The 22,870-nt window shown below is 73.4% G+C and carries 16 protein-coding genes and 1 pseudogene; 11 read left to right on the top strand and 6 right to left on the bottom strand.

The window, feature by feature from the left end:
• The first annotated feature begins 19 nt into the window (after window positions 1-19).
• Window positions 20-850 (top strand): alpha/beta fold hydrolase, encoded by an 831-nt coding sequence (locus tag ACFY1J_RS31835; RefSeq protein ID WP_390710382.1) that lies wholly within the window; start codon window positions 20-22, stop codon window positions 848-850.
• Window positions 851-943: 93 nt separating this feature from the next.
• On the opposite strand, the pseudogene ACFY1J_RS31840 reads toward ACFY1J_RS31835, so the two are convergent.
• Window positions 944-1,825 (bottom strand): annotated as a pseudogene (locus ACFY1J_RS31840) (DMT family transporter); the annotation flags it as partial.
• On the opposite strand from ACFY1J_RS31840, the gene ACFY1J_RS31845 reads away from it, so the two are divergent.
• The 5 genes from ACFY1J_RS31845 to ACFY1J_RS31865 all read left to right on the top strand — a co-directional run bounded on the left by ACFY1J_RS31845 (window position 1,777) and on the right by ACFY1J_RS31865 (window position 10,706).
• A complete protein-coding gene (locus ACFY1J_RS31845) occupies window positions 1,777-3,207 on the top strand; it encodes a PLP-dependent aminotransferase family protein (RefSeq protein ID WP_390732439.1) in 1,431 nt (476 codons plus the stop codon). The pseudogene ACFY1J_RS31840 and the gene ACFY1J_RS31845 sit on opposite strands and share 49 nt — an antisense overlap.
• 168 nt (window positions 3,208-3,375) lie before the next feature.
• Window positions 3,376-4,962, top strand: coding sequence for an alkaline phosphatase D family protein (locus ACFY1J_RS31850; protein WP_390710380.1), 1,587 nt, complete (start codon window positions 3,376-3,378; stop codon window positions 4,960-4,962).
• Window positions 4,963-5,104: 142 nt separating this feature from the next.
• The gene (locus tag ACFY1J_RS31855) at window positions 5,105-6,517 is read left to right on the top strand and encodes an SWIM zinc finger domain-containing protein (protein ID WP_390710379.1); all 1,413 of its coding nucleotides are present in this window, start codon (window positions 5,105-5,107) and stop codon (window positions 6,515-6,517) included.
• Window positions 6,514-9,174: a DUF6493 family protein gene (locus tag ACFY1J_RS31860; protein ID WP_390710378.1), complete on the top strand. Its 2,661-nt coding sequence runs from the start codon at window positions 6,514-6,516 to the stop codon at window positions 9,172-9,174. Before ACFY1J_RS31855 ends, ACFY1J_RS31860 begins: the two co-directional genes overlap by 4 nt.
• Before the next feature lie 104 nt (window positions 9,175-9,278).
• A complete protein-coding gene (locus ACFY1J_RS31865) occupies window positions 9,279-10,706 on the top strand; it encodes a GNAT family N-acetyltransferase (RefSeq protein ID WP_390710377.1) in 1,428 nt (475 codons plus the stop codon).
• Window positions 10,707-10,800: 94 nt separating this feature from the next.
• Here ACFY1J_RS31865 and ACFY1J_RS31870 read toward each other — a convergent pair whose 3' ends face one another.
• A complete protein-coding gene (locus tag ACFY1J_RS31870; RefSeq protein ID WP_390710376.1) occupies window positions 10,801-12,006 on the bottom strand; it encodes a trans-sulfuration enzyme family protein in 1,206 nt (401 codons plus the stop codon).
• 59 nt (window positions 12,007-12,065) lie between these two features.
• Between ACFY1J_RS31870 and ACFY1J_RS31875 the strand changes: the two genes are divergently transcribed.
• On the top strand, window positions 12,066-12,569 hold the full coding sequence (locus ACFY1J_RS31875) for an Lrp/AsnC family transcriptional regulator (protein WP_363299928.1): 504 nt from the start codon (window positions 12,066-12,068) through the stop codon (window positions 12,567-12,569).
• A 33-nt stretch (window positions 12,570-12,602) separates the two neighbouring features.
• Window positions 12,603-14,294, top strand: coding sequence for a DUF885 domain-containing protein (locus ACFY1J_RS31880; RefSeq protein WP_390710375.1), 1,692 nt, complete (start codon window positions 12,603-12,605; stop codon window positions 14,292-14,294).
• A 55-nt stretch (window positions 14,295-14,349) separates the two neighbouring features.
• On the opposite strand, the gene ACFY1J_RS31885 is transcribed toward ACFY1J_RS31880, so the two are convergent.
• The gene (locus ACFY1J_RS31885) at window positions 14,350-14,865 is read right to left on the bottom strand and encodes an immunity 21 family protein (RefSeq protein WP_390710374.1); all 516 of its coding nucleotides are present in this window, start codon (window positions 14,863-14,865) and stop codon (window positions 14,350-14,352) included.
• A 24-nt stretch (window positions 14,866-14,889) separates the two neighbouring features.
• The gene (locus ACFY1J_RS31890) at window positions 14,890-15,363 is read right to left on the bottom strand and encodes a rhodanese-like domain-containing protein (protein ID WP_390710373.1); all 474 of its coding nucleotides are present in this window, start codon (window positions 15,361-15,363) and stop codon (window positions 14,890-14,892) included.
• A 94-nt stretch (window positions 15,364-15,457) separates the two neighbouring features.
• On the opposite strand from ACFY1J_RS31890, the gene ACFY1J_RS31895 reads away from it, so the two are divergent.
• Complete coding sequence (locus ACFY1J_RS31895; protein ID WP_390710372.1) at window positions 15,458-15,904, top strand: Lrp/AsnC family transcriptional regulator; 447 nt, start codon at window positions 15,458-15,460, stop codon at window positions 15,902-15,904.
• 2 nt (window positions 15,905-15,906) lie between these two features.
• Here the strand turns inward: ACFY1J_RS31895 and ACFY1J_RS31900 are convergent, their stop codons facing one another.
• Window positions 15,907-18,900, bottom strand: coding sequence for an AAA family ATPase (locus tag ACFY1J_RS31900; protein WP_390732440.1), 2,994 nt, complete (start codon window positions 18,898-18,900; stop codon window positions 15,907-15,909).
• A complete protein-coding gene (locus tag ACFY1J_RS31905) occupies window positions 18,897-20,060 on the bottom strand; it encodes an exonuclease SbcCD subunit D (protein WP_390710370.1) in 1,164 nt (387 codons plus the stop codon). Before ACFY1J_RS31905 ends, ACFY1J_RS31900 begins: the two co-directional genes overlap by 4 nt.
• A 278-nt stretch (window positions 20,061-20,338) precedes the next feature.
• On the opposite strand from ACFY1J_RS31905, the gene ACFY1J_RS31910 reads away from it, so the two are divergent.
• Window positions 20,339-21,673, top strand: coding sequence for a PP2C family protein-serine/threonine phosphatase (locus tag ACFY1J_RS31910; RefSeq protein WP_390710369.1), 1,335 nt, complete (start codon window positions 20,339-20,341; stop codon window positions 21,671-21,673).
• 118 nt (window positions 21,674-21,791) lie between these two features.
• Window positions 21,792-22,814 (top strand): MASE1 domain-containing protein, encoded by a 1,023-nt coding sequence (locus ACFY1J_RS31915; protein ID WP_390710368.1) that lies wholly within the window; start codon window positions 21,792-21,794, stop codon window positions 22,812-22,814.
• Window positions 22,815-22,870: the final 56 nt, after the last annotated feature.

Below are 22,870 nucleotides of genomic sequence, written 5' to 3' on the forward strand. Positions count from 1 at the left end.
TCCAGACGAGGAGCACCCCATGTCCGCGACCGTCTCCTTCACGGTCCCCTCCGCGCACGGCCAGCGGCCGGTGACCGTCTCCTACGCGCGCGTGGGGGACGGCGACCCACTGGTCCTGCTGCACGGCATCGGCCACCACCGGCAGGCCTGGGACCCCGTGGTGGACATCCTCGCGACCGAGCGCGATGTGATCGCCGTGGATCTGCCCGGCTTCGGCGCGTCCCCGGCCCTGCCGGACGGCCTCGCCTACGACCTGCCCACCACCAACTCCGTGCTCGCCGCCCTGTTCGAGGCACTGGATCTGGACCGCCCGCACGTGGCGGGCAACTCCCTGGGCGGCCTGCTGGCCCTGGAGCTGGGCCGCGAGAAGCTCGTACGGTCCGTCACCGCCCTCTCCCCGGCCGGGTTCTGGTCGGAGGCCGAGCGGCTGTACGCGTTCGGCGTCCTCATCGCGATGCGGCGGATCTCCCAGCAGCTCCCGGTGCCGCTGGTCGAGCGGCTGGCCCGCACGGCGGCCGGCCGGACGGCCCTGACGAGCACCATCTACGCCCGTCCGGCCCGCCGTTCACCCGAGGCCGTGGTCGCCGAGACGCTCGCGCTGGCCCAGGCCACCGGATTCGACGCGACGCTGCGGGCCGGTGCCGCCGTCCAGTTCACCGACGACCTCCCGGGGCTTCCGGTCACCGTTGGCTGGGGGACCAGGGACTGGCTGCTGGTGCGCCGCCAGGGCGTCCGCGCCAAGCAGGTCATCCCCCGGGCCCGGCTGGTGCGGCTGCCCGGCTGCGGGCACTGCCCGATGAACGACGATCCTGCGCTCGTCGCCCGCGTGATCCTCGACGGCAGCCACTGACCGGCGCCGGACCCCGGTCAAGGCCCCCGAGCCCAGGGCGACTCCGGCGCCCACCAGGGCGCTGCCCGCGGCCTGGGCGAGACCGTAGGAGCCGGTTCCCGCGAAGGGGGCGGTGCAGGCGGCCGCCACCGGGATGAGCCCGGAGAAGAGCGTGGCGCGCTCCGCCCCGATCCGCTGCATGCCCATGTACCAGCACACGAAGCCGACGACCGTGACGACCGCCGCCTGCCACAGCAGCGCGGCGGCCTCGGTGGCGTCGGGGCGCCGCAGCCACCCGTCCCCGTCGAGGACGACGCCGGCGAGGGCCGACTCGGCAGCGGCGACGGCGCTCACCGTGGCGGACAGCAGCCGCGGTCCCAGCGGCCGCAGCACGGGGACCGCGAGGACCGCGAACCCGACCTCACCGGCCAGGGCGCAGGTGGAGAAAGCGATCCCGGCCGCGTCGGTACGGCCCCACCCCTGCACCGTGAACGCGCCGACGGCGACCAGCAGGGCGCCGTACAGCACGACGCGCTGCGGACGGCGGCCGTCGAGGAGCGGGACGAGGACCGCCACCACCACGGGAGAGCAGCCCACGAAGACGCCCGGTACGGCCGGCTCGGCGGTGCGCTCGGCGGCGATGACGGACAGGTTGAAGCCGACCATGCCTACGGCGGCGAGCAGCGCCAGCCGCGCCCACTGGCGGGGTGTGAGCCCGCACAGGCGCTGCGTCGACCCGCGGCCGGCGAGCGGGAGGAGCAGCACAGTGGCCAGTCCGTAGCGCAGGCACTGGCCACCCGCGTACGGGTAGTCGCCGAGCAGGCTGTTGGCGGTGAAGGAGCCTCCGACGAGCACACAGGCGAATGCGGCGAGCAGGGCACCGCGACGGGTGGCGTTCATGACGGCGACGCTGGGGACCGCGGCGGCCCGGTTTAAGGTCCACTTCCATGACGTCATCGGGGACCAATCCGGGCGGGCTGACGGGCACCGCCGCATGGGAACTGCTGCTGCCGGCCGCGTCGGCGCCGACGCGCGCACGTGGCCGCGCCCTCCAGGCGGCACTGCGCGAGGCGATCCGCTCGGGGCGGCTCGCGCCGGGCACCCGGCTGCCGTCGAGCCGGGACCTCGCGGCCGACCTCGGGGTGTCGCGCGGGCTGGTCACCGAGGCGTACGAGCAGCTGACCGCCGAGGGCTATCTGCGCAGCGACCGCGGAGCGGGCACGTGGGTGGGCGGCGGCGTACGCGCGGCCTCGCCCCGCGCGCGTGACCTGGCGCCACGCTCCCCCGGCGCGCGCGCCGACTTCGTCCCCGGGACACCGGACCTGTCGCTGTTCCCGCGCGCCGCCTGGGCCGCGGCACAACGGGCAGTGCTGGCGGACCTGCCGCACCAAGACCTCGGCTACCCCGACCCGCGCGGACTGCCCCGGCTGCGCACCGCCCTCGCCGAACTGCTGGGCCGTCGCCGGGGCGTGGCCGCCGACCCGGAGCGGATCGTGGTCGTCTCGGGCGTCGCGCAGGCCACGACCCTGCTGGGATTCGTGCTCCACGCGCGCGGGATGCGCACCGTCGGCGTCGAGGACCCGGGGAGCCCGCAGCACGAGGCCCTGTACACCGCGGCCGGCATGGGCACCGTACCGCTGCCCCTGGACGACGAGGGCCTGGCCCTGGACCCGCTGCGCGCCTCGGGAGTCCGCGCCGTGGTGACGACGCCGGCCCACCAGTTCCCCACCGGTATCGCGTACTCGGCGCGGCGGCGCACCGAGTTGCTCGACTGGGCCCGGTCGGTGGACGGGCTCATCCTGGAAGACGACTACGACGGCGACTTCCGGTACGACCGTGCCCCCGTGGGCGCGCTGCAGGGACTGGACCCGGAGCGGGTCGCCTACACGGGGTCGGTCAGCAAGTCCCTCGCCCCGGGCCTGAGGCTGGGCTGGCTGCTCGTGCCCGAGTGGCTGGCCGACGAGATGGTCGAGCGCAAGCGGACCATGGATCTCGGGCATCCCTCGCTGGACCAGGCGCTGTTCGCGCGCTTCCTGGAGCACGGCGACTACGACCGGCAGTTGCGCCGTTGTCAGCGCGCCTACCGCGAGCGGCGCGACGTCCTGGTCGCGGCGCTGGAGGAGTACTTCCCGCAGGCCAGGGTGTCGGGGATCGCCGCGGGTCTGCACGCCATCGCCGAACTGCCGCGGCGGTACGGGCCCGAGGAGCGCTTCCTGGAGCGGATGGCCGCCGCCGGTGTCGCGGTGCGTCCGCTCAGCGCGTGCGCACACGCGCGTGCGGATGCCTCCGGCGTCCGGCTGGTCCTGGGGTACGCGCATCTGTCGCCGGCGCGGATCAGGGCGGGCGTGCGGCTGATGGCCGAAGCGCTGGCCGGGTGAGGGCCGGGGCCACCGGGGTGACGGCCGGGGCCTCCGGCACCCTCCGAATCGCACACCGGTTCCCTTACCGATGGAATCAGTTGTTCATGTGTGGTTTCCGTGTGCGCTGCGGCGCACCAGTAGTTGTGACAGTGCACATTGGCCGGATCCCGTTCAGGAGGCCCTTCCATGTCACATCGTCCGTTCCCCGGCCGCCGCAGCGTCCTGCGCGGCTCCCTGGCCGCGTCGGCGGCCCTGACCCTGCCCACCGCCCTGGGCGCGGCACCGGCATTCGCCCTGTCCGGGCGTCCCGAGGCGGGCTGGGGCGTGCAGACGGGCGACGTGACCTCCGACTCCGGTCTGGTGTGGGTGCGTTCGGACCGGCCGGCCCGGATGATCGTGGAGACGTCGGCCACCGACTCGTTCCGCAACCCGCACAGATGGCACGGTCCGCTGCTGGGTCCGGACACCGACTTCACCGGCACCACTCGGCTGCGCGGCCTCCCGTCCGGCGAGCAGATCCACTACCGCGTGCTGCTCGCCGACCCGGACGACCCGCGGCGCACCGGCGAACCGGTGACGGGCACCTTCCGCACCGTGTCCGCGCACCGGCGCGACGGCGTGCGGTTCCTGTGGTCCGGCGACCTGGCAGGCCAGGGCTGGGGCATCAACCCCGACCTCGGCGGCTACCGGATCTACAACGCGATGGCGAAACTCGACCCCGACTTCTTCATCTGCAGCGGCGACAACATCTACGCCGACGGGCCGATCTCGGCCACTCAGGCCCTGCCGGACGGCAGCGCCTGGCGGAACATCACCACCGAGGAGAAGTCCAAGGTCGCCGAGACCCTCGCCGAGTACCGCGGCAACTTCCGCTACAACCTGCTCGACGAGAATCTCAGGCGGTTCAACGCGCAGGTCCCCTCGATCATCCAGTGGGACGACCACGAGGTGCGCAACAACTGGTACCCGGGCGAGGTGATCGCCGCCTCGGACACCCGCTACACCGAGAAGAGCATCGACGTCCTGGCCGCGCGCGCCCGGCGGGCGTTCAGCGAGTACTTCCCCGTCTCGACGCTGCGCCCGGGTGCGAAGGACGGCCGGGTGTACCGCGTCCTGCGGCAGGGGCCGCTGCTCGACGTGTTCGTCCTCGACATGCGGACGTACCGCAACGCCAACTCCCCCGACAACCAGACCGTGGACCCGCAGGGCATCCTCGGCCGGGAGCAGTTGGAGTGGCTCAAGCGCGAGCTGTCCCGGTCGCGGGCGGTGTGGAAGGTGATCGCGGCCGACATGCCGCTCGGGCTGGTCGTGCACGACCCCATGGAGGGCCTGCCGAACATCGAGGCGGTGGCCCAGGGCGACCCCGGCGTGTCGCTGGGCCGTGAGCTGCAGATCGCCGAGCTCCTGCGGTTCGTCAAGCACCGGCGGATCACGGGCACGGTGTGGCTGACGGCGGACGTGCACTACACCTCGGCCCAGCACTACCAGCCGTCACGGGCCGCCTTCACCGACTTCGAGCCGTTCTGGGAGTTCGTCTCGGGTCCGCTGAACGCTGGCGCCTTCCCGGCCAACACCCTCGACAACACCTTCGGTCCGGAGCGGGTGTTCGTGAAGGCGCCGACCGCCTCGAACGTCTCGCCGGCCGGTGGCTACCAGTTCTTCGGCGAGGTCGACATCGACGGCCACAGCGGGGAGCTGACGGTGCGGCTGCGCGAGCAGGACGGCACCGTGCTGTTCGCCCAGACGCTCCAGCCGGGCCTGGTCGGCCAGTAACTCCCGTACCCTTTCGGTGTGCCGCGCACCGGCGTCATCTCCCGGCGCGCGGCACCGCACCGCCCCTCCCAACTCATCGCCGGGAGGGGCGTTTTCCGCAGGTCAGGACCGATTGTCAGTGGTCGCCTCTACGGTTTTTCCCATGACGCGATCTGTACAGGCCGTGGCCTATCGTCAACCCTCCGTGCTGGAATCCGCAGCGGACGGACGACGCCTCGGACTCGAGACCTCCCGGGGCGCGACACCCACCGGTGTCGAGGACCATCCGCGCTTCTTCGCGGGCTTTCTGACGACGCCTCAGGTCGCCGCGGCCGGGCTGCTCGCGGTGGCCGACGTGGCGGCCGCGCGCTACTACCAGCCGCAGCTGCGCGCCTCGCTCGACCCGGTGGTGACCGGCAACGGCGACCGGCTGCGTTTCGAGTCCTTCTCCGGCTGCGGCGGGGTGTACGCGCGCCTGGACGTCCTCGGCCCCGGCCTCGACGGCGGCGAGGTGGGCCACGGCACGACGAACGTCGACGTCAACAACCCGCTGCGCGAGGCCCTGTCCCGGATCGGCACGGCCGACCCGCTCCATCTGCGCGTGGGCCCCGAGGAGCTGACCGTCACCACGCTGGACGGGCCGGTGGTGGAGAAGAAGGTGCCGCTCCCGGACCGCTGGCTGCGCGGATTCGCCGAGGCCCAGGTGATGGCGGCCGGGTTCGACCTGCGGGCCGAGCTGCCGGCCGACGAGGCGGTGCGGTTCCTGCGCGGGCTGCCCCGGGCGGGCGGGACGGGGCGTGCCGCGGGAGGTCCGCGCTGGGTGGTGCCGGTGGGCCGCGGGCTGCGGCCGACGACCCGGCCGGTGCCGGGCGCGGTGTGCCTGCCCGGCCCCGAGCGGCTGGCCGCGCTCCAGCGGGTGCTGCGACACGCGACGGCCCTGCGGGTGTACGGCCCGGCGGTCGCCGGTGCCGGGGCCGGCGCCACCGCGGCCGCCTGGGAGGTGGTCCTGCCGGGCATGCGGCTCACGCTCACGCTGTCACCCGACGCCTCGCGCGGGTTCTCCGGCGAGGGCGGCGTCCTGGACGCGCTCGCCACCGATGAGGCCGCCGAGGACGCGGAGCTGGTCGCGGTGCTGCTGGCCTGGGAGCCCCGTGTCGACGTCGCCGACCTCGCCGACTCCTGCGGGCTCACCCCGGAGCGGGTGCGCGCGGCCCTGGTCCGGCTCGGCACCTCAGGACGCGTCGGCTACGACACGGCGGAGGCGGCCTACTTCCACCGGGAGCTGCCGTACGACGCCGGGCGCGTCGAGCGCCACAATCCGCGGCTGCGTTCGGCGCGGGCGCTGGTGGACGCGGGCGCGGTCGCCCTGGACGGGCCGCTGGGGACGGTGACCGCCGAGGACGGCCATGTGCACCGGGTGCGCGACGAGGCCGGGGTGCTCAGCTGCAGCTGTCTGTGGTGGGCGAAGTACCGCGGCGGGCGCGGGCCGTGCAAGCACGCGCTGGCGGTGCGGATGGTGCGGCGGGGTGCCGTGGTGGGGCAGGAGTTCGCGGGAGTCGACGGGGGTGCGCGATGAGTGCGGTGATGACGGCGGTGCGGGCGGGGCGGACGGCCGAGACGCTGCGTCTGCTCAAGGGGATGACGGACGGCGAACGGCGAGCGCTGCTGCCCGAGTTGAAGGCGGTCCGCAAGGAGCTGCGGACCGATCCCTGGGGCGGCGCGTCCCGCGACGCCCACCCGGCGCTGCACGCGGCCGGGGCGGTCTGCCACACGGGCGCGGCGGCCGCCGCGAGCTGGCTGTCGGGCTCGGACATGCGCTGGTGGCAGGCGTCGCCCAAGCTGCTGCTGCAGGCGCTGGAGGGCCGTGACGGCGCGTGGCTGGCCGATGTGGCGCACCGGCTCGCGCAGCGGCCGGTGTCCGCGGACGTGCCGTACGAGCTGATGTCGGGGCTGGTGCACCGGGCGGGCTGCGACGTTCCGGTGACGGACGCCTATGTGGTCGGCTGGATCCGGCACATCGGCAGTTCCTGGGGGCAGGGCTCGATCCTCGACCGGCTGCGCGGGGAGCCGGATCTGGCCCGGCTCGTGGCCGGTCTCTTCGACCTCACCGATCTCGGTGAGGTCCGCTGGCTGTTCGGCGACGGACCGAACTCCTGGCAGAGCGCCCTCGCCGAGCTCACGCGGAAGGGATCGCTGGACCGCACGACCATGGTCGACGCCTGTGTCGCCCGCCTCCTGCGCGGCGGCGGCCCCACCGACCACCGGGTCTTCCTCCCCCTGCTCGAACTGCTCGACCTCACCCGGGAGGAGGAGCGGGAGCGGACCGCCGACTGGATCGCCCTGGCCCGCGACGCCGCCTCCCCCGTCGCCTCCCACGCCCAGTCGGTCCTGGCCGCCCTCGCGCTGGACGGCGAGCTGGAAACGCGGCTGCTGGCCGAGGCCTCCGAAGGGCTGCTGTTCCGCGCCGAGAAGAAGCTGGTGCGGGCCCAGCTCGTGCTGCTCGGCAAGGTGCTGTCCCGCGATCCGTCCGCGGCGGCCGAGCTGCTTCCCGTGGCGGCCCAGGCGTTCGGGCACGAGGACACTCAGGTGCAGGAGCGGGCGCTCAAACTGGTCGAGCGCCACGCGAAGAAGCTCGACTCCGACGCCCTGCGAGACGAACTGGCGCTCGCGGTGGAGCAGTTGACGCCCTCCCTGCGCACCCGCGCGGTGGCCGGCCTGGGCCTCACGGGCGTGGACCCGGCACCGGCGGTGTACGAGGAGGTGCTGCCGCCCGCTCCGGAGCCCATGCGCCTCGCGGCGGCACCCGGGACGGCGGTCGAACTGGCCGAGGAGGTGAGCGCCCTGCTGGCCGCCGGCGGTGATGTGACCGCGTTCGAGCGGGCCCTGGACGGCCTGGTGCGCCAGGCCCACCAGAACCTCGACGCCCTGCTCGACGCGCTCGAACCGGTGATCGTCCGACGCCACTGGCACACCGCGGAACCGGGCCAGTGGCGGCACGCGGACTCGTACTTCAACCCGCACAACGACCTGCACAGCGCCCAGGACGCCCTCGACCTCCTCCTCGCGACGCTGCGCGGCGGGGTGAAGACCAGCACGCTCCACCGTGCGCTGCGGAACGGCTCGAACGGCGCCGGCTGCGTACACGGTGGCCTCTCCCAGGCGTTCGACGCCCGGCTGCGGGAGGTGGCGTACCGGCTCCGCACCGACCCGCTGCCGTTGCTGCTGTCGACGCCCACCTGGAGCACGGGACTCCTGGAGCCGGACGAGCTGGTGGACCGCCTCGGCACCTACCGGCGCCTGGGCGCCCGTGTCTCGGCGGCCGACTTCGCGCAGGCCCTCCTGCGGGTGCGGCGCACGGACCGGACGGCGGCCGCCGCGTCGGCGCAGCGGGCGGCGGCGCTCGGCACGGCGGAGGGCGACCGGCTCGCCCGTTGGCTGTCCGCAAAGGGCCCCACCCTGCCCCGGGCCGGCCGGGAGACCTCGGCGACGCGGATCGTGGTCGAGCTCGGCGAACTGCGGGAGCTGCAGGAGGACTTCCCCGCGGAATTCCAGCGGCTCGGGCGTCCCCTGGCCGCCTACGGAGCCCACTGGCACTGCTCCCACTGGAGCGACGAGCTGCGGCAGCACTGGCTGGCCGCGCTCCCGGAGCAGCGCGAACTGGTGGCGGCACGGATGGTGCACGACCTGTCCAGGGCGGCCGTGAACGACACCCGGGGCCCCGTCGGCGTCCTCCCGCTGCTGGCCGAGTCCGGTGGTGAGGCGGGCGAGAGCGTGCACCTGTGCGTGGCGTACGGGCTGGGCGCCCGGCAGGCGGAGGACCGGCTCGCCGCGGTGGACGCGCTGCTGGTGCTCGCCGCGCGTGGCCAGCTCGACACACAGCGGCTGGGTTCGGATCTCGGCCTGCTGGTGCAGAACGGCACGGTGAAGCCGCTCCGGCTCGCCGAGTCGGCCCGGACGGCGGCGGCCACGGGGGCGAACGCGACGATATGGGAGATGCTCCGCCACACCCTGCCCGTGCTGCTCGCGGACCTGGAGACCGCGTCGGCCCGTGGGCTCGGGGATCTGCTGGCCGTGGCCGCCGAGTGCGCCGAGCGGTCCGGGGCGCGCGGCGAGCTGCCGCACCTCGCCGCGACCGCCGCCCGGCGTGGTTCGTCCCGGCTGGTGACCCAGGCCCGGCGACTGCAGGACGCCCTGGCCGCGCCCGCCCGGCAATCGACCGCTCCCGCCCGGTAATAGAAAGAACAACAAAAGGGGCAGAAGCATGCTTTACCCATCGGTCACAAGTCGTTCGTGATCACGCAACACCGTTCCTTCACAGTGGCTGCATGAATCGAGGAATGTCTGATGTGACACGGACGAAGCACGGGCGCCCCGTGCACCACTGGCGACGGGACGTCGTCGAACTCGCCGCCCTGTTCACGGCCGTCGCGGTGGCGGACATGGTGGCGAACCTGATCGGGCACGGCCCCGACGGGCCGGCGCTGCTGCTGATCTCGGCGGTGGCGCTGGCCGCGACGGCGGGGTTCCACATCTGGTGGTCACGGCGCCACGGTCACGCACCGCCGACGAGCGATACCGGTGCCCGGCCGATCCCCCAGGCCGGGCCGTCCGACCAGCGCGCGGCGACGCCCCGGGCGGTGGCCGGGGCGAGCACGCTGTGGCGGATGCGGACGACGGTGAAGGACCAGCCGGGCTCGCTGGCCGCGCTGTGCACGGCTCTCGCCGGGCAGCGGGTCGACATCCTGAGCCTGCAGACGCATCCGCTGGCCGAGGGCACGGTGGACGAGTTCCTGCTGCGCGCCCCGGGTGAGCTCCCGGCTACCGAGATCAGCCGTGCGGTCTCGCGGGCGGGGGGCACGACCACCTGGATCGAGCGGGCCGACGCGCACGACCTGGTGGACGCGCCGACCCGGATCCTGGGCCTCGCGGCGCGCACCGCGCTGGACGCGGCGGAACTTCCGCTGGCGCTGCGGCAGTTGCTGGGACGGTGCACCATCCGTTCGCTGCCCGCCACGCCGGTCGGCGGCCGCCGCGCACCGGAGGAGGTGCCGGCCGAGGGAGCACTCGAGGACACCGTGATGCGGTTGCGGGCGCCGGAAGGCGGAGTGATCACCGTGGAGCGGCCGTATCTGCCGTTCACGCCGACCGAGTTCGCGCGGGCGCGGGCGCTGGTGGAGCTGGACGCGCGGCTCGGCCCGCGCATCCCGCGCAGCCAGGACGTGCTGACCCTGCCCGAGGGCAACGCGATCACCGTGCGCCGGGCCGACACGCGCGACGTCGAGGCGGCGAAGGCGATGCACGAGCGGTGCTCGGCGCGGACGCTCGGCATGCGCTACCACGGGCCCATCGGTGACGCGGACCGCTATCTGAACCACCTGCTGAGCCCGCGTTTCGGGCGCACGCTGGCCGTGCAGACGGCGTCGGGCCGCATCGTCGGCCTCGGTCATCTGCTGTGGGACGGCGACGAGACGGAGGTCGCGCTGCTCGTCGAGGACGAGTGGCAGCAGCGCGGTATCGGCGGCGAACTGCTGGGCCGACTGGTGGCGATGGCGGTCGAGGCCGGCTGCGCGAGCGTGTATGCCGTGACGCAGGCGTCCAACACCGGCATGGTCACCGCGATGCGCGGTCTTGGACTGCCCCTCGACTACCAGATCGAGGAGGGCACGCTGGTCATCACGGCCCGCCTGGACGCCGCCCCGGTCACCTCGCTGCTGTCGCACGACGGCAGGCAGGGGCAGTTCGACGGGCCGGCCCGCCGGGACTGAGAGGGATGGGACCGAGCGTCCGCCCGGCGAACGGCGAGCGGCCCGGCGGAACCCCGCCGGGCCGTTCACCCGTCGACCTGCCCCGTGCCAGGCCTCAGCTCACCGCCGCCTGAAGTTCCGCCGTCGACGACGCCTCGCCGTGCTCGCCCAGCGCGGCGTCCAGATCCGCCCAGAGATCCTCGACGTCCTCCAGTCCCACGGACATCCGCAGCAGCCGGTCGCTCACTCCGGCTCCGCGCCGGTCCTCCGCGTCCACGATGCGGTGGCTGATGGACGCCGGGTGCTGGATGAGGGTGTCGACGCTGCCCAGGCTCACGGCCGGGGTGATCAGCCCGACCCGGGCGATGACCTCGTGCGGGTCACCCTGGACCTCGAAGGCGATCATCGCGCCGCCGATCCGCGGATAGTGGACGCGCGCGACACGCGGGTCGGCGGCGAGGCGCCGGGCCAGTTCGGCGGCGCTCGCGGAGGCGGCCCGCACCCGCACGGGCAGCGTGGACAGTCCCCGCAGCAGCAGATAGCCGGCCAGCGGATGCAGCACGCCGCCCGTGGCGAACCGTATCTGCCGCAGCTGTCGCGCGAACTCCTCGTCACAGGCCACCACGCCCGCGAGCACGTCGCCGTGCCCGCCGAGGTACTTGGTGGCGCTGTGCAGCACGAGCCGGGCCCCCTGCTCGGCCGGGCGCTGGAGCACGGGTGTGGCGAAGGTGTTGTCGGCGAGCAGCGGCACGGAGCCGCAGGAGTGGGCGACCGCCCGCAGATCGACCTCGGCCAGCGTCGGATTCGCCGGGGTCTCGACCATGACGAGGCCGGTGTCCGGGCGCAGCGCGTCCGCGATCCCGGCCGGATCGGTCCAGGTCACCTCCGTGCCCAGCAGTCCGGCGGTCAGCAGGTGGTCGCTGCAGCCGTACAGGGGACGTACGGCGACGACGTGGCGCAGGCCCGTCGCGGAGCGGGCGAGGAGGACCGCGCTCAGTGCCGCCATCCCGCTGGCGAACGCGACCGCGGACTCGGTGCCCTCCAGCCGGGCCAGCGCGGTCTCGAAGCGGGCCACGGTCGGATTGCCCAGCCGCCCGTACACCGGCGTCCCGTCCAGGGCGGCGCCGGTGGCGGCGAAGGCGTCGATGCGGGCGGCCTCGCCCCGGCTGTCGTACGAGGGGTAGGTGGTGGACAGGTCGATGGGCGGGGCGTGCAGGCCCTGCCGGGCGAGGTCGTCGCGGCCGGCGTGCACAGCCTCGGTGGCCAGTGCTCTCGATGCGGTGCGTACGGCGTCGTAGGCACCCGTGCTCGCTGAGTCCATGGGCAGAGGGTGAACACTGAGCGGGTCACAAGAATCGAACACCGTGCTACGTTCGGCCAATGGCCGAATCTGTCGTACTGGATCCGGTGGACCTCCATCTGCTGCGCCTGCTGCAGAACGACGCCCGGATCACCTATCGCGACCTCGCCACGCAGGTGGGCGTGGCGCCGTCGACGTGTCTGGACCGGGTCGCCCGGCTGCGCCGCTCGGGCGTGATCCTCGGGCATCAGCTGCGGCTCGATCCGGCCAAACTGGGGCGCGGCCTGGAAGCGCTGCTCTCGGTGCAGGTGCGGCCGCACCGCCGGGAGCTGGTGGGCCCCTTCGTGGAGCGGATCCGGGCGCTGCCGGAGTCACGGACGGTGTTCCACCTCACCGGGCCCGACGACTACCTCGTGCACGTGGCGGTGGCGGACATGGCGGACCTGCAGCGGCTGGTCCTCGACGAGTTCACGGCGCACCGCGAAGTGGCACGTGTGGAGACCCGGTTGATCTTCCAGCAGTGGGAGTGCGGCCCCCTGCTGCCCCCGGCCACGCCCACAGCTGAATCAGGAATACATGGGTGACGCAGACAACGTCGCCGTATGAGGATGGGCGGCATGTCTGAGACCAAGAGCCCGCTGCCCCGTGAAGTCGCCGACGCCTATGTCGACGAGCTCGTCGCCCTCGACCCGATCACCGGCACGTACCTCGGCGTGAAGGAGAGTGCGAGCAGGCTGCCCGACTTCTCTCCCGCGGGCCAGCAGGCCCTGGCGGAACTGGCGCGGACCACCCTCGCGAAACTGGACGAGGCCGAGCGGCAGCCCGGGGCGGACAGTGACGTGGAGCGCCGCTGCGGGCGTCTGCTGCGCGAGCGGCTCACCGCCGAGCTCGCGGTGCACGAGGCCGAGGAGAGCCTGCGCGCGATCGGCAACCTGCACACGCCCGGACACGCGGTGCGCGACGTGTTCACCGTGATGCCGGCGCAGACGGACGAGGACTGGTCGGCGATCGCCGAGCGGCTGCGCGCGGTCCCGGCCGCGCTGGCCGGCTACCGCGAGTCCCTGGCGCTCGGCCTGGAGCGGAAGCTGTACGCGGCTCCGCGTCCGACCACCACCCACATCGACCAGCTCACGGAGTGGTCGGACACCGACGGCCAGGGCCGCGGCTGGTTCGAGGACTTCGTCTCGGCCGGGCCGCAGGCGCTGCGCACGGAGCTGGACGAGGCCGCCCACGGGGCGACCGCGGCCGTCGTGGAGCTGCGCGACTGGCTGCGGGACATCTACGCGCCGGCCATCGAGGGCTCCGCGAACACGGTGGGCCGCGAGCGGTACGCGCGCTGGTCGCGCTACTTCAACGGCACGGACCTGGACCTGGACGAGGCGTACGCGTACGGCTGGTCGGAGTTCCACCGCATCCTCGGCGAGATGAAGCAGGAGGCCGAGAAGATCCTGCCGGGTGCCGAAACGCCGTGGGTGGCGCTCGCGCACCTCGACGAGCACGGTACGCACATCGAGGGAGTCGACGAGGTCCGCGAGTGGCTGCAGGGCCTGATGGACCGCGCGATCGCCGACCTGGACGGCACGCACTTCGAACTCGCCGAGCGGGTGCGGAAGGTGGAGGCCCGCATCGCACCGCCCGGCGGCGCGGCGGCCCCGTACTACACGGCCCCCTCGGAGGACTTCTCGCGCCCCGGCCGCACCTGGCTGCCGACGATGGGCCAGACCCGGTTCCCGGCGTACGACCTGGTGTCGACCTGGTACCACGAGGGCGTGCCCGGTCATCACCTCCAGCTGGCGCAGTGGGCGCACGTGGCCAAGGACCTCTCCCGCTACCAGGCCACGATCGGCGGGGTGAGCGCCAACGCGGAGGGCTGGGCGCTGTACGCGGAGCGTCTGATGGACGAGCTGGGCTATCTCACGGACCCGGAGCACCGCCTCGGCTACCTCGACGCGCAGATGATGCGCGCGGCCCGCGTGATCGTCGACATCGGCATGCACCTGGAACTGGAGATCCCGGCGGACTCGCCGTTCCACCCGGGTGAGCGCTGGACGCCGGAGCTGGCCCAGGAGTTCTTCGGCGCGCACAGCAGCCGCCCGGCGGACTTCGTGGAGAGCGAGCTGACCCGCTATCTGACCATCCCGGGCCAGGCGATCGGCTACAAGCTCGGCGAACGGGCCTGGCTGCTGGGCCGGGAGAACGCGCGCGAGCGGCACGGCGACGCCTTCGACCTGAAGTCCTGGCACATGGCGGCCCTCTCCCAGGGTTCGCTGGGCCTGGACGACCTGGTGGACGAGCTGTCCCAGCTCTGAGCGAGCGCGTGACCGGCGGCACCCGCGTGGGCGCCGCCGGTCACCGGTCGTCGCTTCAGTGCGGAAGCCGTCGCAGCTGTACGAGCCCGACCCAGGTCTCCGGCCCCGGCTGGGCGTAGGCGGCACGCACCGCGTACCGGCCCGGTTCCAGCGGCACTCTCAGATGCTCCTGGTGGACGGTGTCCGTACCGGACCAGGCCGAGTCGAACAGGACGACGGGGCCGGGTATGTCCCAGCCGACCTCGTCCTCCCACACGGCCGCGTCGAGGGCGGCGGGAACGCCGGCCAGCAGTTCGTCCTCGGAGTTCGCGGCGCTCCACCGTACGAAGGTGCCGTGGTCGGGCAGGAAGGAGGTGGAGGCCGGTTCGTCGCCGAGGACCAGGGCCGCGCTGTCGCCCACGGGGAGCAGACCGACGTACCCGTCGACCTCGCACGCCCGGTCGTAGTCGGTGTCCATCTCCTCGCCGTCGGCCCCGGACCAGAACGGCAACACCGCCTCCGGGACGGCTATGAGCGGGCCGCCTCCCGACTCCACCCACTCCAGAACGCCTGGTTCCGCGTATCGAGCCATGGGCAGAACCTACACGGGTGGGCGTCAGCAGCCGCACTCGCCTGCCACGGGTGCCGTCAGCGGATCGGCGTCCCGGCGCTGCGGCCCCTGCCAGGTCTCGTAGACGAAGCCTTCCCGCGCCCAGTACTCGAATCCGCCGAGCATCTCCTTGACCTGGTAGCCGAGTTCGGCCAGGGCCAGGGCGGCCCGGGTGGCGCCGTTGCAGCCGGGGCCCCAGCAGTACGTCACCACCGGCACGGACTTGTCGAGGAGTTGCTCGGCCTGCTCGGGAATGAGAGCGGTCGGCAGGTGGACGGCGCCGGGGATGTGGCCCTGGTCCCAGGACTCGGTGGAGCGGGAGTCGAGGACGACGAAGCCGGGATCGCCGTTCCCCGCGAGCACGGCGGCCACGTCGGAGACGTCGGCGTGGAAGGCGAGGCTCGCCCGGAAGTGGGCGGCGGCCTCGGCGGGGGCGGCGGGGGCGACCCGCAGGACGGGGTTCACGGTGTCGGTGATCATGGCAAGGAATCTATGGCCGCCGACCCGCTCCCTGAAGAAGAGATCCCCGGGGTTCCCCTTGATCGGCCGGGGATTCCCCTGCTATTTCTCGGTGATGACCGCTTATTCCCCGGACGCCACCGACTGGCACATCCTTGACATCCTGCAACGCGAGGGCCGCGCCGGCTTCGCGGAGCTCGCCCGTGCCGTCTCGATGTCCTCCAGCGCCGTCACCGAGCGGGTCCGCCGACTGGAGGAGGCCGGAGTCATCCAGGGGTACGCGGCGGTCGTCGACCCCGAACGTCTGGGCCTGCCGATCCTCGCGTTCGTGCGGCTGAGATACCCGAACGGCAACTACAAGCCCTTTCACGACCTGGTGGCCGCGACGCCCGAGATCCTGGAGGCGCACCATGTGACGGGCGACGACTGCTTCGTCATCAAGGTCGCCGCGCGGTCCATGTCCCATCTGGAGGCGATCTCGGGGAAGATCGGCGCGCTCGGCTCGGTGACCACGAGCGTCGTGTACTCCTCGCCCCTGCCCCGGCGCCCGCTGGGGCGCTGACCTCAGCCGGCACCCCGCTGCCGCAGCACCGATCCCGTTCTCCCCTTCACGGCCTCCAGTTGCGCGTGGATCCGGCGCCGCAGATCGGCGACATGGCTGACGATGCCGACGCTGCGGTCCCGTTCGCGCAGGGAGTCGAGCACGTCGAGGACCTCGTCCAGGGTCTGGTCGTCCAGGCTGCCGAAGCCCTCGTCGATGAAGAGCGTGTCGAGGCGGACCCCGCCGGCCTCGTCCGTCACGACGTCCGCGAGACCGAGGGCGAGCGCGAGGGAGGCGAAGAACGTCTCGCCGCCCGACAGCGTGGCCGTGTCCCGCTCGCGTCCGGTCCAGGCGTCGACCACATGCAGCCCGAGCCCGCTGCGGCCACGACCGGTGCGGTCGTCGGAGTGGACGAGGGTGTAGCGGCCGGAGGACATGCGCCGCAGCCGTACGGTGGCCGCGGCGGCGACCTGTTCGAGGCGGGCCGCGAGGACGTACGACTCCAGGCGCATCTTGCGTTCGTTGTCCGCCGAGGTGCCCGCGGTGAGGGCGGCCAGGCGGGCCACCCGGTCGTACTCCTCGCGCAGCGGCGCCAGCCGTCGTACGCCGTCGGTCGCCCGGGCGGAGAGCCGGTCGAGTTCGGCGCAGCAGCGGGCCGCCCAGTCGCGGGCGGAGGCCGCGTCGCGCAGCCGCTGGGCGGCCGCGGCCGCGTCCCGCTCGGCAGCGGCGAGGTCGGCCGGCGGCTGCTGGGCGGCGGCCGCGGTGTCGGCCTCGGCGAGAACCGCGCGTACGGCGGCCTCCTCTGACTGCCGGGCGTCCAGGCGCCGCTGGAGCTCGCGGTGCTCCGCGTCGTCGAGGAGCGCCGCGGCCGCTGCCTGCGGGGTCTCGAAGCCGGCCCGGTAGGCGGCGTCGGCGAGGCGGGCGTCGGCGTCCTTGAGCCGCTGGGCGGTGTCCTCGGCGGCGCGCGCGGTGTCGGCCGCGTCGGTCAGCAGCGCGACCTGCCGTTCCAGCTGCGCGGCCCGCGCGGCCACACTGCCGGCGGTGCCCCTCGCCTGCGCCAACTCCTCTTCCAGGGTGGCTGTTTCGCGTTCCAGGGTGTCGCGCCGGGCGATCCGGGAGGCGGCGGCGACCTCGGCCTGCCGAAGCTCGGCCTGGCGGCGCTCGCGTTCGCGCTCGGCCCGCCGCAGCTCCTCGTGGGCGGGGTGCAGCGCGGAGGCGTCCCGGCGGGCCTGTGCGTACGCGCGCTCCAGTTCGTCCGCCTCGGCGGCGAGCCGGGCCGTGGGCGCGTCGCCCGCCTCGGCGGTGGCGGCGGCCAGGGCTTCCCGTACGACGCCCAGGCGCCGCTCGGCCTCGGTGCGCTGCTCGTCGGCGTGCCGGGAGGCGGCCAGGGCGCGCTCCTCGGCTTCGCGGTCGACGTGCCCGGCGACCTTGCGGGCGGGCGCGGGGTGTTCGGTGGCTCCGCAGACGGCGCACGGTTCGCCGTCGGTGAGGTGCGCGGCGAGTTCGGCGGCGATGCCGTTCAGGCGCTGTTCCTTGAGGTCGAGCCAGTGGGCACGGGTCTGAAGGGCCTGCCGCTCGGCGGCGATCACCCGCTTCTGGGCCCCCTCGGTGTCACCGGCCAACTGGTCGCGCATCCGGGCCGCGCCCAGCCTCCGCCGCGCGGGATCGCGCTGTACGGCGAGCTGCTCGGAGCGGGTGGCGGCCTCCTGCGCTGAGTCGATCCGGGCCTGCAGCCCCGCGCGCGTGTCGTCCCATCCGGCGAGCCAGCCCGCGGCCTCCCGCAGCACGTCCTCGTCGGCGCGCTGCTGACGGTCCAGTCCGGCCCGCTCGTCGGCGATCTCGGCCAGCCGCTGTTCCGCGCGGCGGGCCGATTCCAGGCCGCCCAGCTCCTCGGCGGCCCGGCGGGCGGCGGCGGCCAGCCCGGCGGGACCGGCGTCCGTGAAGGTCTCCGGCAGCGGTCCACGCGCGCGTGCCTCGGCGGCGGCCGCTGCCCGGTGTTCGGCGTCGGCGGCCTCCCGCAGTTCCAGGGCCGGCGCCACCATTTCCGCCTTGCGGCCCCGCTCCATCCGCGTCTGTGTCTCACGGTGGGCCGCGGACCGCTCCTCCAGCTGCGCCGCCCGCTGCCGCGCCTGGGCGAACCTGCCCTGCAGCCGCGCCAGTTCGCGTACGTCGGCCAGCGCACGGTCGGCGGCGGCCTGGGCGGACTCGGCGGCGGTGAGGCGGCAGTGGGCGAGGGTGAGCCGTTCCCGGGCGGTGCTGCGGGCAACGGCCGCGGCGCCCAGTACGGCCTCGGCCAGGCCCGGCTCCCCCGGGGCCAGTTCGGGCAGCAACATGGCGTCGCCCGCCTCCTGCTGCATGCGGTGCGCGTCGGCCAGCAGCGCGGCATCGCCGTCCCGCACCCGTGCCTCCGTGGCACGTCTGCGTTCGGCGAGGCGCTTTTCCGCCTCGGCGAAGCGGCGGGTGTCGAAGAGACGGCCCAGCAGCTTGCCGCGGGCCTCGGCGTCGGCCCGCAGGAAGCGCGCGAAGTCGCCCTGGGGCAGCAGGACGACCTGGCAGAACTGCTCACGGCTCATGCCGAGGAGCTGCTCGAACTCGGCCCCGATCTCCTGGTGCGAGCGGCTGAGGTCCTTCCAGGCGCGGGCCGGCGCGTCGTACTCGCGCAGCAGGCTCTGGGCCTTGTCCGTCGTCGTACCGGAGCCCCGCTTCTTGGGCCGCTCCCACGGTGGCTGCCGGGTGACCTCCAACCGCCGTCCGGCGACGGTCAGTTCGAGGCGGACCTCGGTGCGGGTGCCCGCGTCGGCGTGGTCGCTGCGCAGGGAGAGACCCTGGCCGGTCTGCCGGGCCCCGGGCACGGAGCCGTAGAGCGCGTAGCAGACGGCGTCCAGGACGGAGGTCTTTCCGGCGCCCGTCGGTCCGTGCAGCAGGAAGAGCCCGGCGGCCGAGAGGGCGTCGAAGTCGACCGTCTGGCTGCCGCCGAAGGGACCGAAGGCGGTCACGTCGAGCCGGTGCAGCCTCACCGCGCCACCTCCCGTACGACGTCGTCCGCGCGCACCGCGTCGAACGCGTCGCGGAGCACCGCCCGCTCCCGTTCGTCGGGACCGGCACCCCGGACATGGGCCACGAAGTCCTGGGCGATCTCCTGATCGCTGCGGCCCGCGAGGCGTCCGGCGTAGGACACGTCGGGGTCGTCCGGAGCGCGCTCCGGGGCGAAGACGAGGCTGAGCGCGTGCGGGAAGCGCTCGGCGAGCCGGGCCATGGGGTCGGCGGGGCGGACCGGGTCGGTGAGCGTCGCCTCCACCCAGGCGTCCTCGTGCCGGGCGAGGCCGGGGTCGGCGAGGAGTTCCCGCAGCGTCCCGCGGATGCGGGCCAGCGGTCGCGGGACCGGGCAGTCGAGGCGCTCGGCGCCGACCGAGCCGTCGGCGCCGAGGTCGACGAGCCACATGGTCTTGCGGTGAACCGTCTCCGAGAAGGAGTAGGCGAGCGGGGAGCCCGGGTAGCGCACGCGCTCGGTGATGGTCTGGGAACCGTGCAGATGCCCCAGGGCTACGTAGTCGACGCCGTCGAAGACCCCGGCCGGTACGGCGGCCACTCCGCCGACGGTGATGTCCCGTTCGCTGTCGCTGGCCTCGCCCCCGGTGACGAAGGCGTGCGCGAGGACGACGGAGCGGGTGCCGCGCGGGCGTGCGGCGAGGTCGGCGCGGACGCGGTCCATGGCGGCCGCGAGCACACTCTCGTGGCCTGCCTTCTCGACCCCGAACTCGTCCTTCACCAGGGCGGGTTCGAGGTACGGCAGCCCGTAGAAGGCCACGTCCCCGAAGGCGTCCGCCAGCACGACCGGCGTGCCGCAGGCGGCCGGCTCGGTCCGCAGATGGATACCGGCCCGCCCGATGAGACCGGCGCCGACGCCGAGCCGGCGGGCCGAGTCGTGGTTGCCGGAGATCATCACCGTGGGCACGCCCAGGGCCGCGAGCCGGTGCAGGGCGTCGTCGAAGAGTTCGACGGCGGCGAGCGGAGGCACCGCGCGGTCGTACACGTCTCCCGACACGACCACAGCGTCCACCTCGCGCTCGCGCACGGTGGTGACGAGGTGGCCGATGAACTCTGCCTGGGCGCCCAGCATGTTCACGCGGTGGAACGCCCGGCCCAGATGCCAGTCGGACGTGTGCAGCAATCTCAAGAAACCGCTCCGCCCCGCACGCTTCCCCCTCCGACGCCCCTCGGACCAGCACCGACCGGCAACAGGCGCGCCGTCGGCACCCACCACGCTAACGCCTCTGGGTGCCTGATCCATCACGGACCTCGATGTGTCACTCGCATCCGGTGGCACATGACCAGATATATCCGCGATGATCCGAGCAGGCGTAATGTGGCCAGGAAATTGACATCTGCACCTTTTGCACCCCTCGGATGAGACGCTGTACAGGCGGATCCGTGGGCTGGAGGCGACCAAGAGCGATGGCACGAGAGAAGGAAGGGAAACGACCCCGGCAGCCACACCTTCCCGACCTGCAGTTGCGTCTGCGTGCCGAGCTGGGCCGGATCGACGACCAGTTGCGCTCCCTGCTCGACGCCATGGACCGGCTGCAGGGCCTGCTGGACGCGGTGGTGGCCATCAGCCGGGAGGTGGAGCTGCCCGCGGTGCTGGACCGCATCGTGACCACCGCCATGGACCTGGTCGGCGCCCGCTACGGAGCGCTCGGCGTACTCGACGAGGACGGAGAGTGCCTGAAGCGGTTCATCACCGCCGGTCTGTCCGAGCGGGAACGCGCCGACCTGGCCGAGATCGACCCGCCTCGCGGTCTGGGTGTCCTCGGCCACCTGATCCGCCATCCAGAGCCCCTGCGGGTCGACAGCATCCAGACCCATCCGGCCTCCGTCGGCTACCCGCCCGGCCACCCTCGTATGCGCACCCTGCTCGGCGTCGCCATCACCGTCCGCGGCGAGATCTACGGCGACCTCTACCTCTCGGAGCGGCACGACGGGCTGCCCTTCGACGCCCACGACGAGAACGTCCTGGTGGCCCTGGCCAGCGCCGCCGGTATCGCGATCGAGAACGTTCGCCTGTTCGAGCAGGTGCGCGTCGGAGCCGAGCAGTTCCAGCGGCTTCTGCTGCCGACCCTCCCCGACCTGCGGCCCTTCACCGCCGCCGCCATCTACCGGCCCGCCGCCGAGCCCAGTCAGGTCGGCGGGGACTGGTACGACGCCGTCCCGCTGCCCGACAACGTCGTGGCGGTCGTCATCGGTGACGTGGTCGGCCATGATCTGCGGGCCGCCGCCGCCATGGCCTCCACCCGCAACATGCTGCGTGCGCTGCTGTTCGACCGGGGCAATACGCCCGGCGCTGTCCTCGCCCGGCTCGACCGCACCCTGCAGGCCATCACGAACAATCCCGTCACCACCACCACACTGGCACGCATCGAGCCGGAGAAACCGGGCTGGCGACTGCACTGGAGCACCGCGGGCCATGTCCCGCCCCTGCTGATCACCCCGGAGCAGAAGGCGGAATATCTGTTCGCCGAGCCCGGGCTGCCGCTGGGGGTCGACCCCGAGCAGCCGCGCCCCGACCACTCCCGCTTCCTGCCCCCGGACGCCACCGTGGTCTTCTTCACCGACGGGCTGGTCGAGGATCCCCACCGTTCCATCGACACGAGCCTGAACGCGCTCGCCGCACTCGCCGGCGCGCATGCCCATCTGCCCCTGCAGGAGTTCGTTCAGGTGCTGGCCGATCAGCACCCCAGCGACGGACACGACGACATGGCGATCCTCGCCCTGCGCACCCCGCCGGTCTGACCCCCGGGCCGCCCGCCGGCCGACGGTGCCGGACCGGCCGGCTCGGGTGTGCCGTGGAAGGTCCGAGGGATCGGACGGATGATGGACCTCGTGGCGATGTCGATGCGGAGGTCGCCCGATGAGTGTCGAGCGGCGTGACCGGCTCCGGCGCGGTGGCCTGGCTGTCCTGGAGATCTGCGTGGTCGCCGGGCTGTACTTCGGCTCGGCCAGGCTGGGGCTGCTCCAGCAGCTGGTGCGCAGCCAGGTCACCCCGCTGTGGCCGCCGACCGGTATCGCCCTGGCGAGCCTGCTGCTGCGCGGACCCCGGGTCTGGCCCGGGATCGCGATCGGCGCCTTCCTGGTCAACGTCACGCTCGGGCCGACCGCCCTGGCCGTGCTCGCGATCGCGGCGGGCAACACCCTCGCGCCCATCTGCTCGTACGCGCTGCTCCGTCGTGCGGACTTCCACGTCGAACTGGACCGTCTGCGGGATGCGCTGGCGCTCATCTTTCTCGGTGCGTTCGCCGGGATGCTGGTCAGCTCGACGATCGGCAGCGGGACCCTGCGCCTGGCCGGAGTGCTGGGCCCCGGCGATTTCTGGCCGGCGTGGTCGGTCTGGTGGACCGGCGACGCGATGGGCGTCCTGGTGGTCGCGCCGGTCCTGCTCGTCCTCCGCTCGGCGCACCTGCCGAGGGACGTGCCGCCGCCCCGTTGGGCGGAGGCACTGCTCCTTGTCGCGGCCACGGTCGGCGTCGGTCTCCTCGAAACCAGTCGCGCGCCGCTGCTGTTCCTCGGCTTCCCCCTGCTGATCTGGGCGGCCTTCCGCTTCCAGCTGGCCGGGGCCGCGCCCTGCGCACTGGCGATCTCGACCTTCGCCATCATCTCGGCCACCCGGGGATCGGGCCCGTTCGCCGGACACGACCTGCTCACCAACATGATCACTTTGCAGGCGTTCAACACGTCCACCGCGCTGACCGCGCTCCTGCTCTCGGCAGCCGTCGCCGAGCGCAACCAGACCCAGCTGGAGATCGCGCGCGCCTGCGGGCAGCTCGCCGGGATGGCGGCCAGGATCGCCACCGGTGATCACCGTCCGGCACTCCCCGACGGCGAGGGCCAGGGCCGAAAGGAGGAACATGGCGAACAGACCCCGAAACCGGCGTGATCGGGCATCGCGCATCCCGCATCGCGCATCCCGCATCGCGCATCCCGCATCGCGCG

This window comes from Streptomyces sp. NPDC001406, from assembly GCF_042895285.1.
GTDB lineage: Bacteria > Actinomycetota > Actinomycetes > Streptomycetales > Streptomycetaceae > Streptomyces.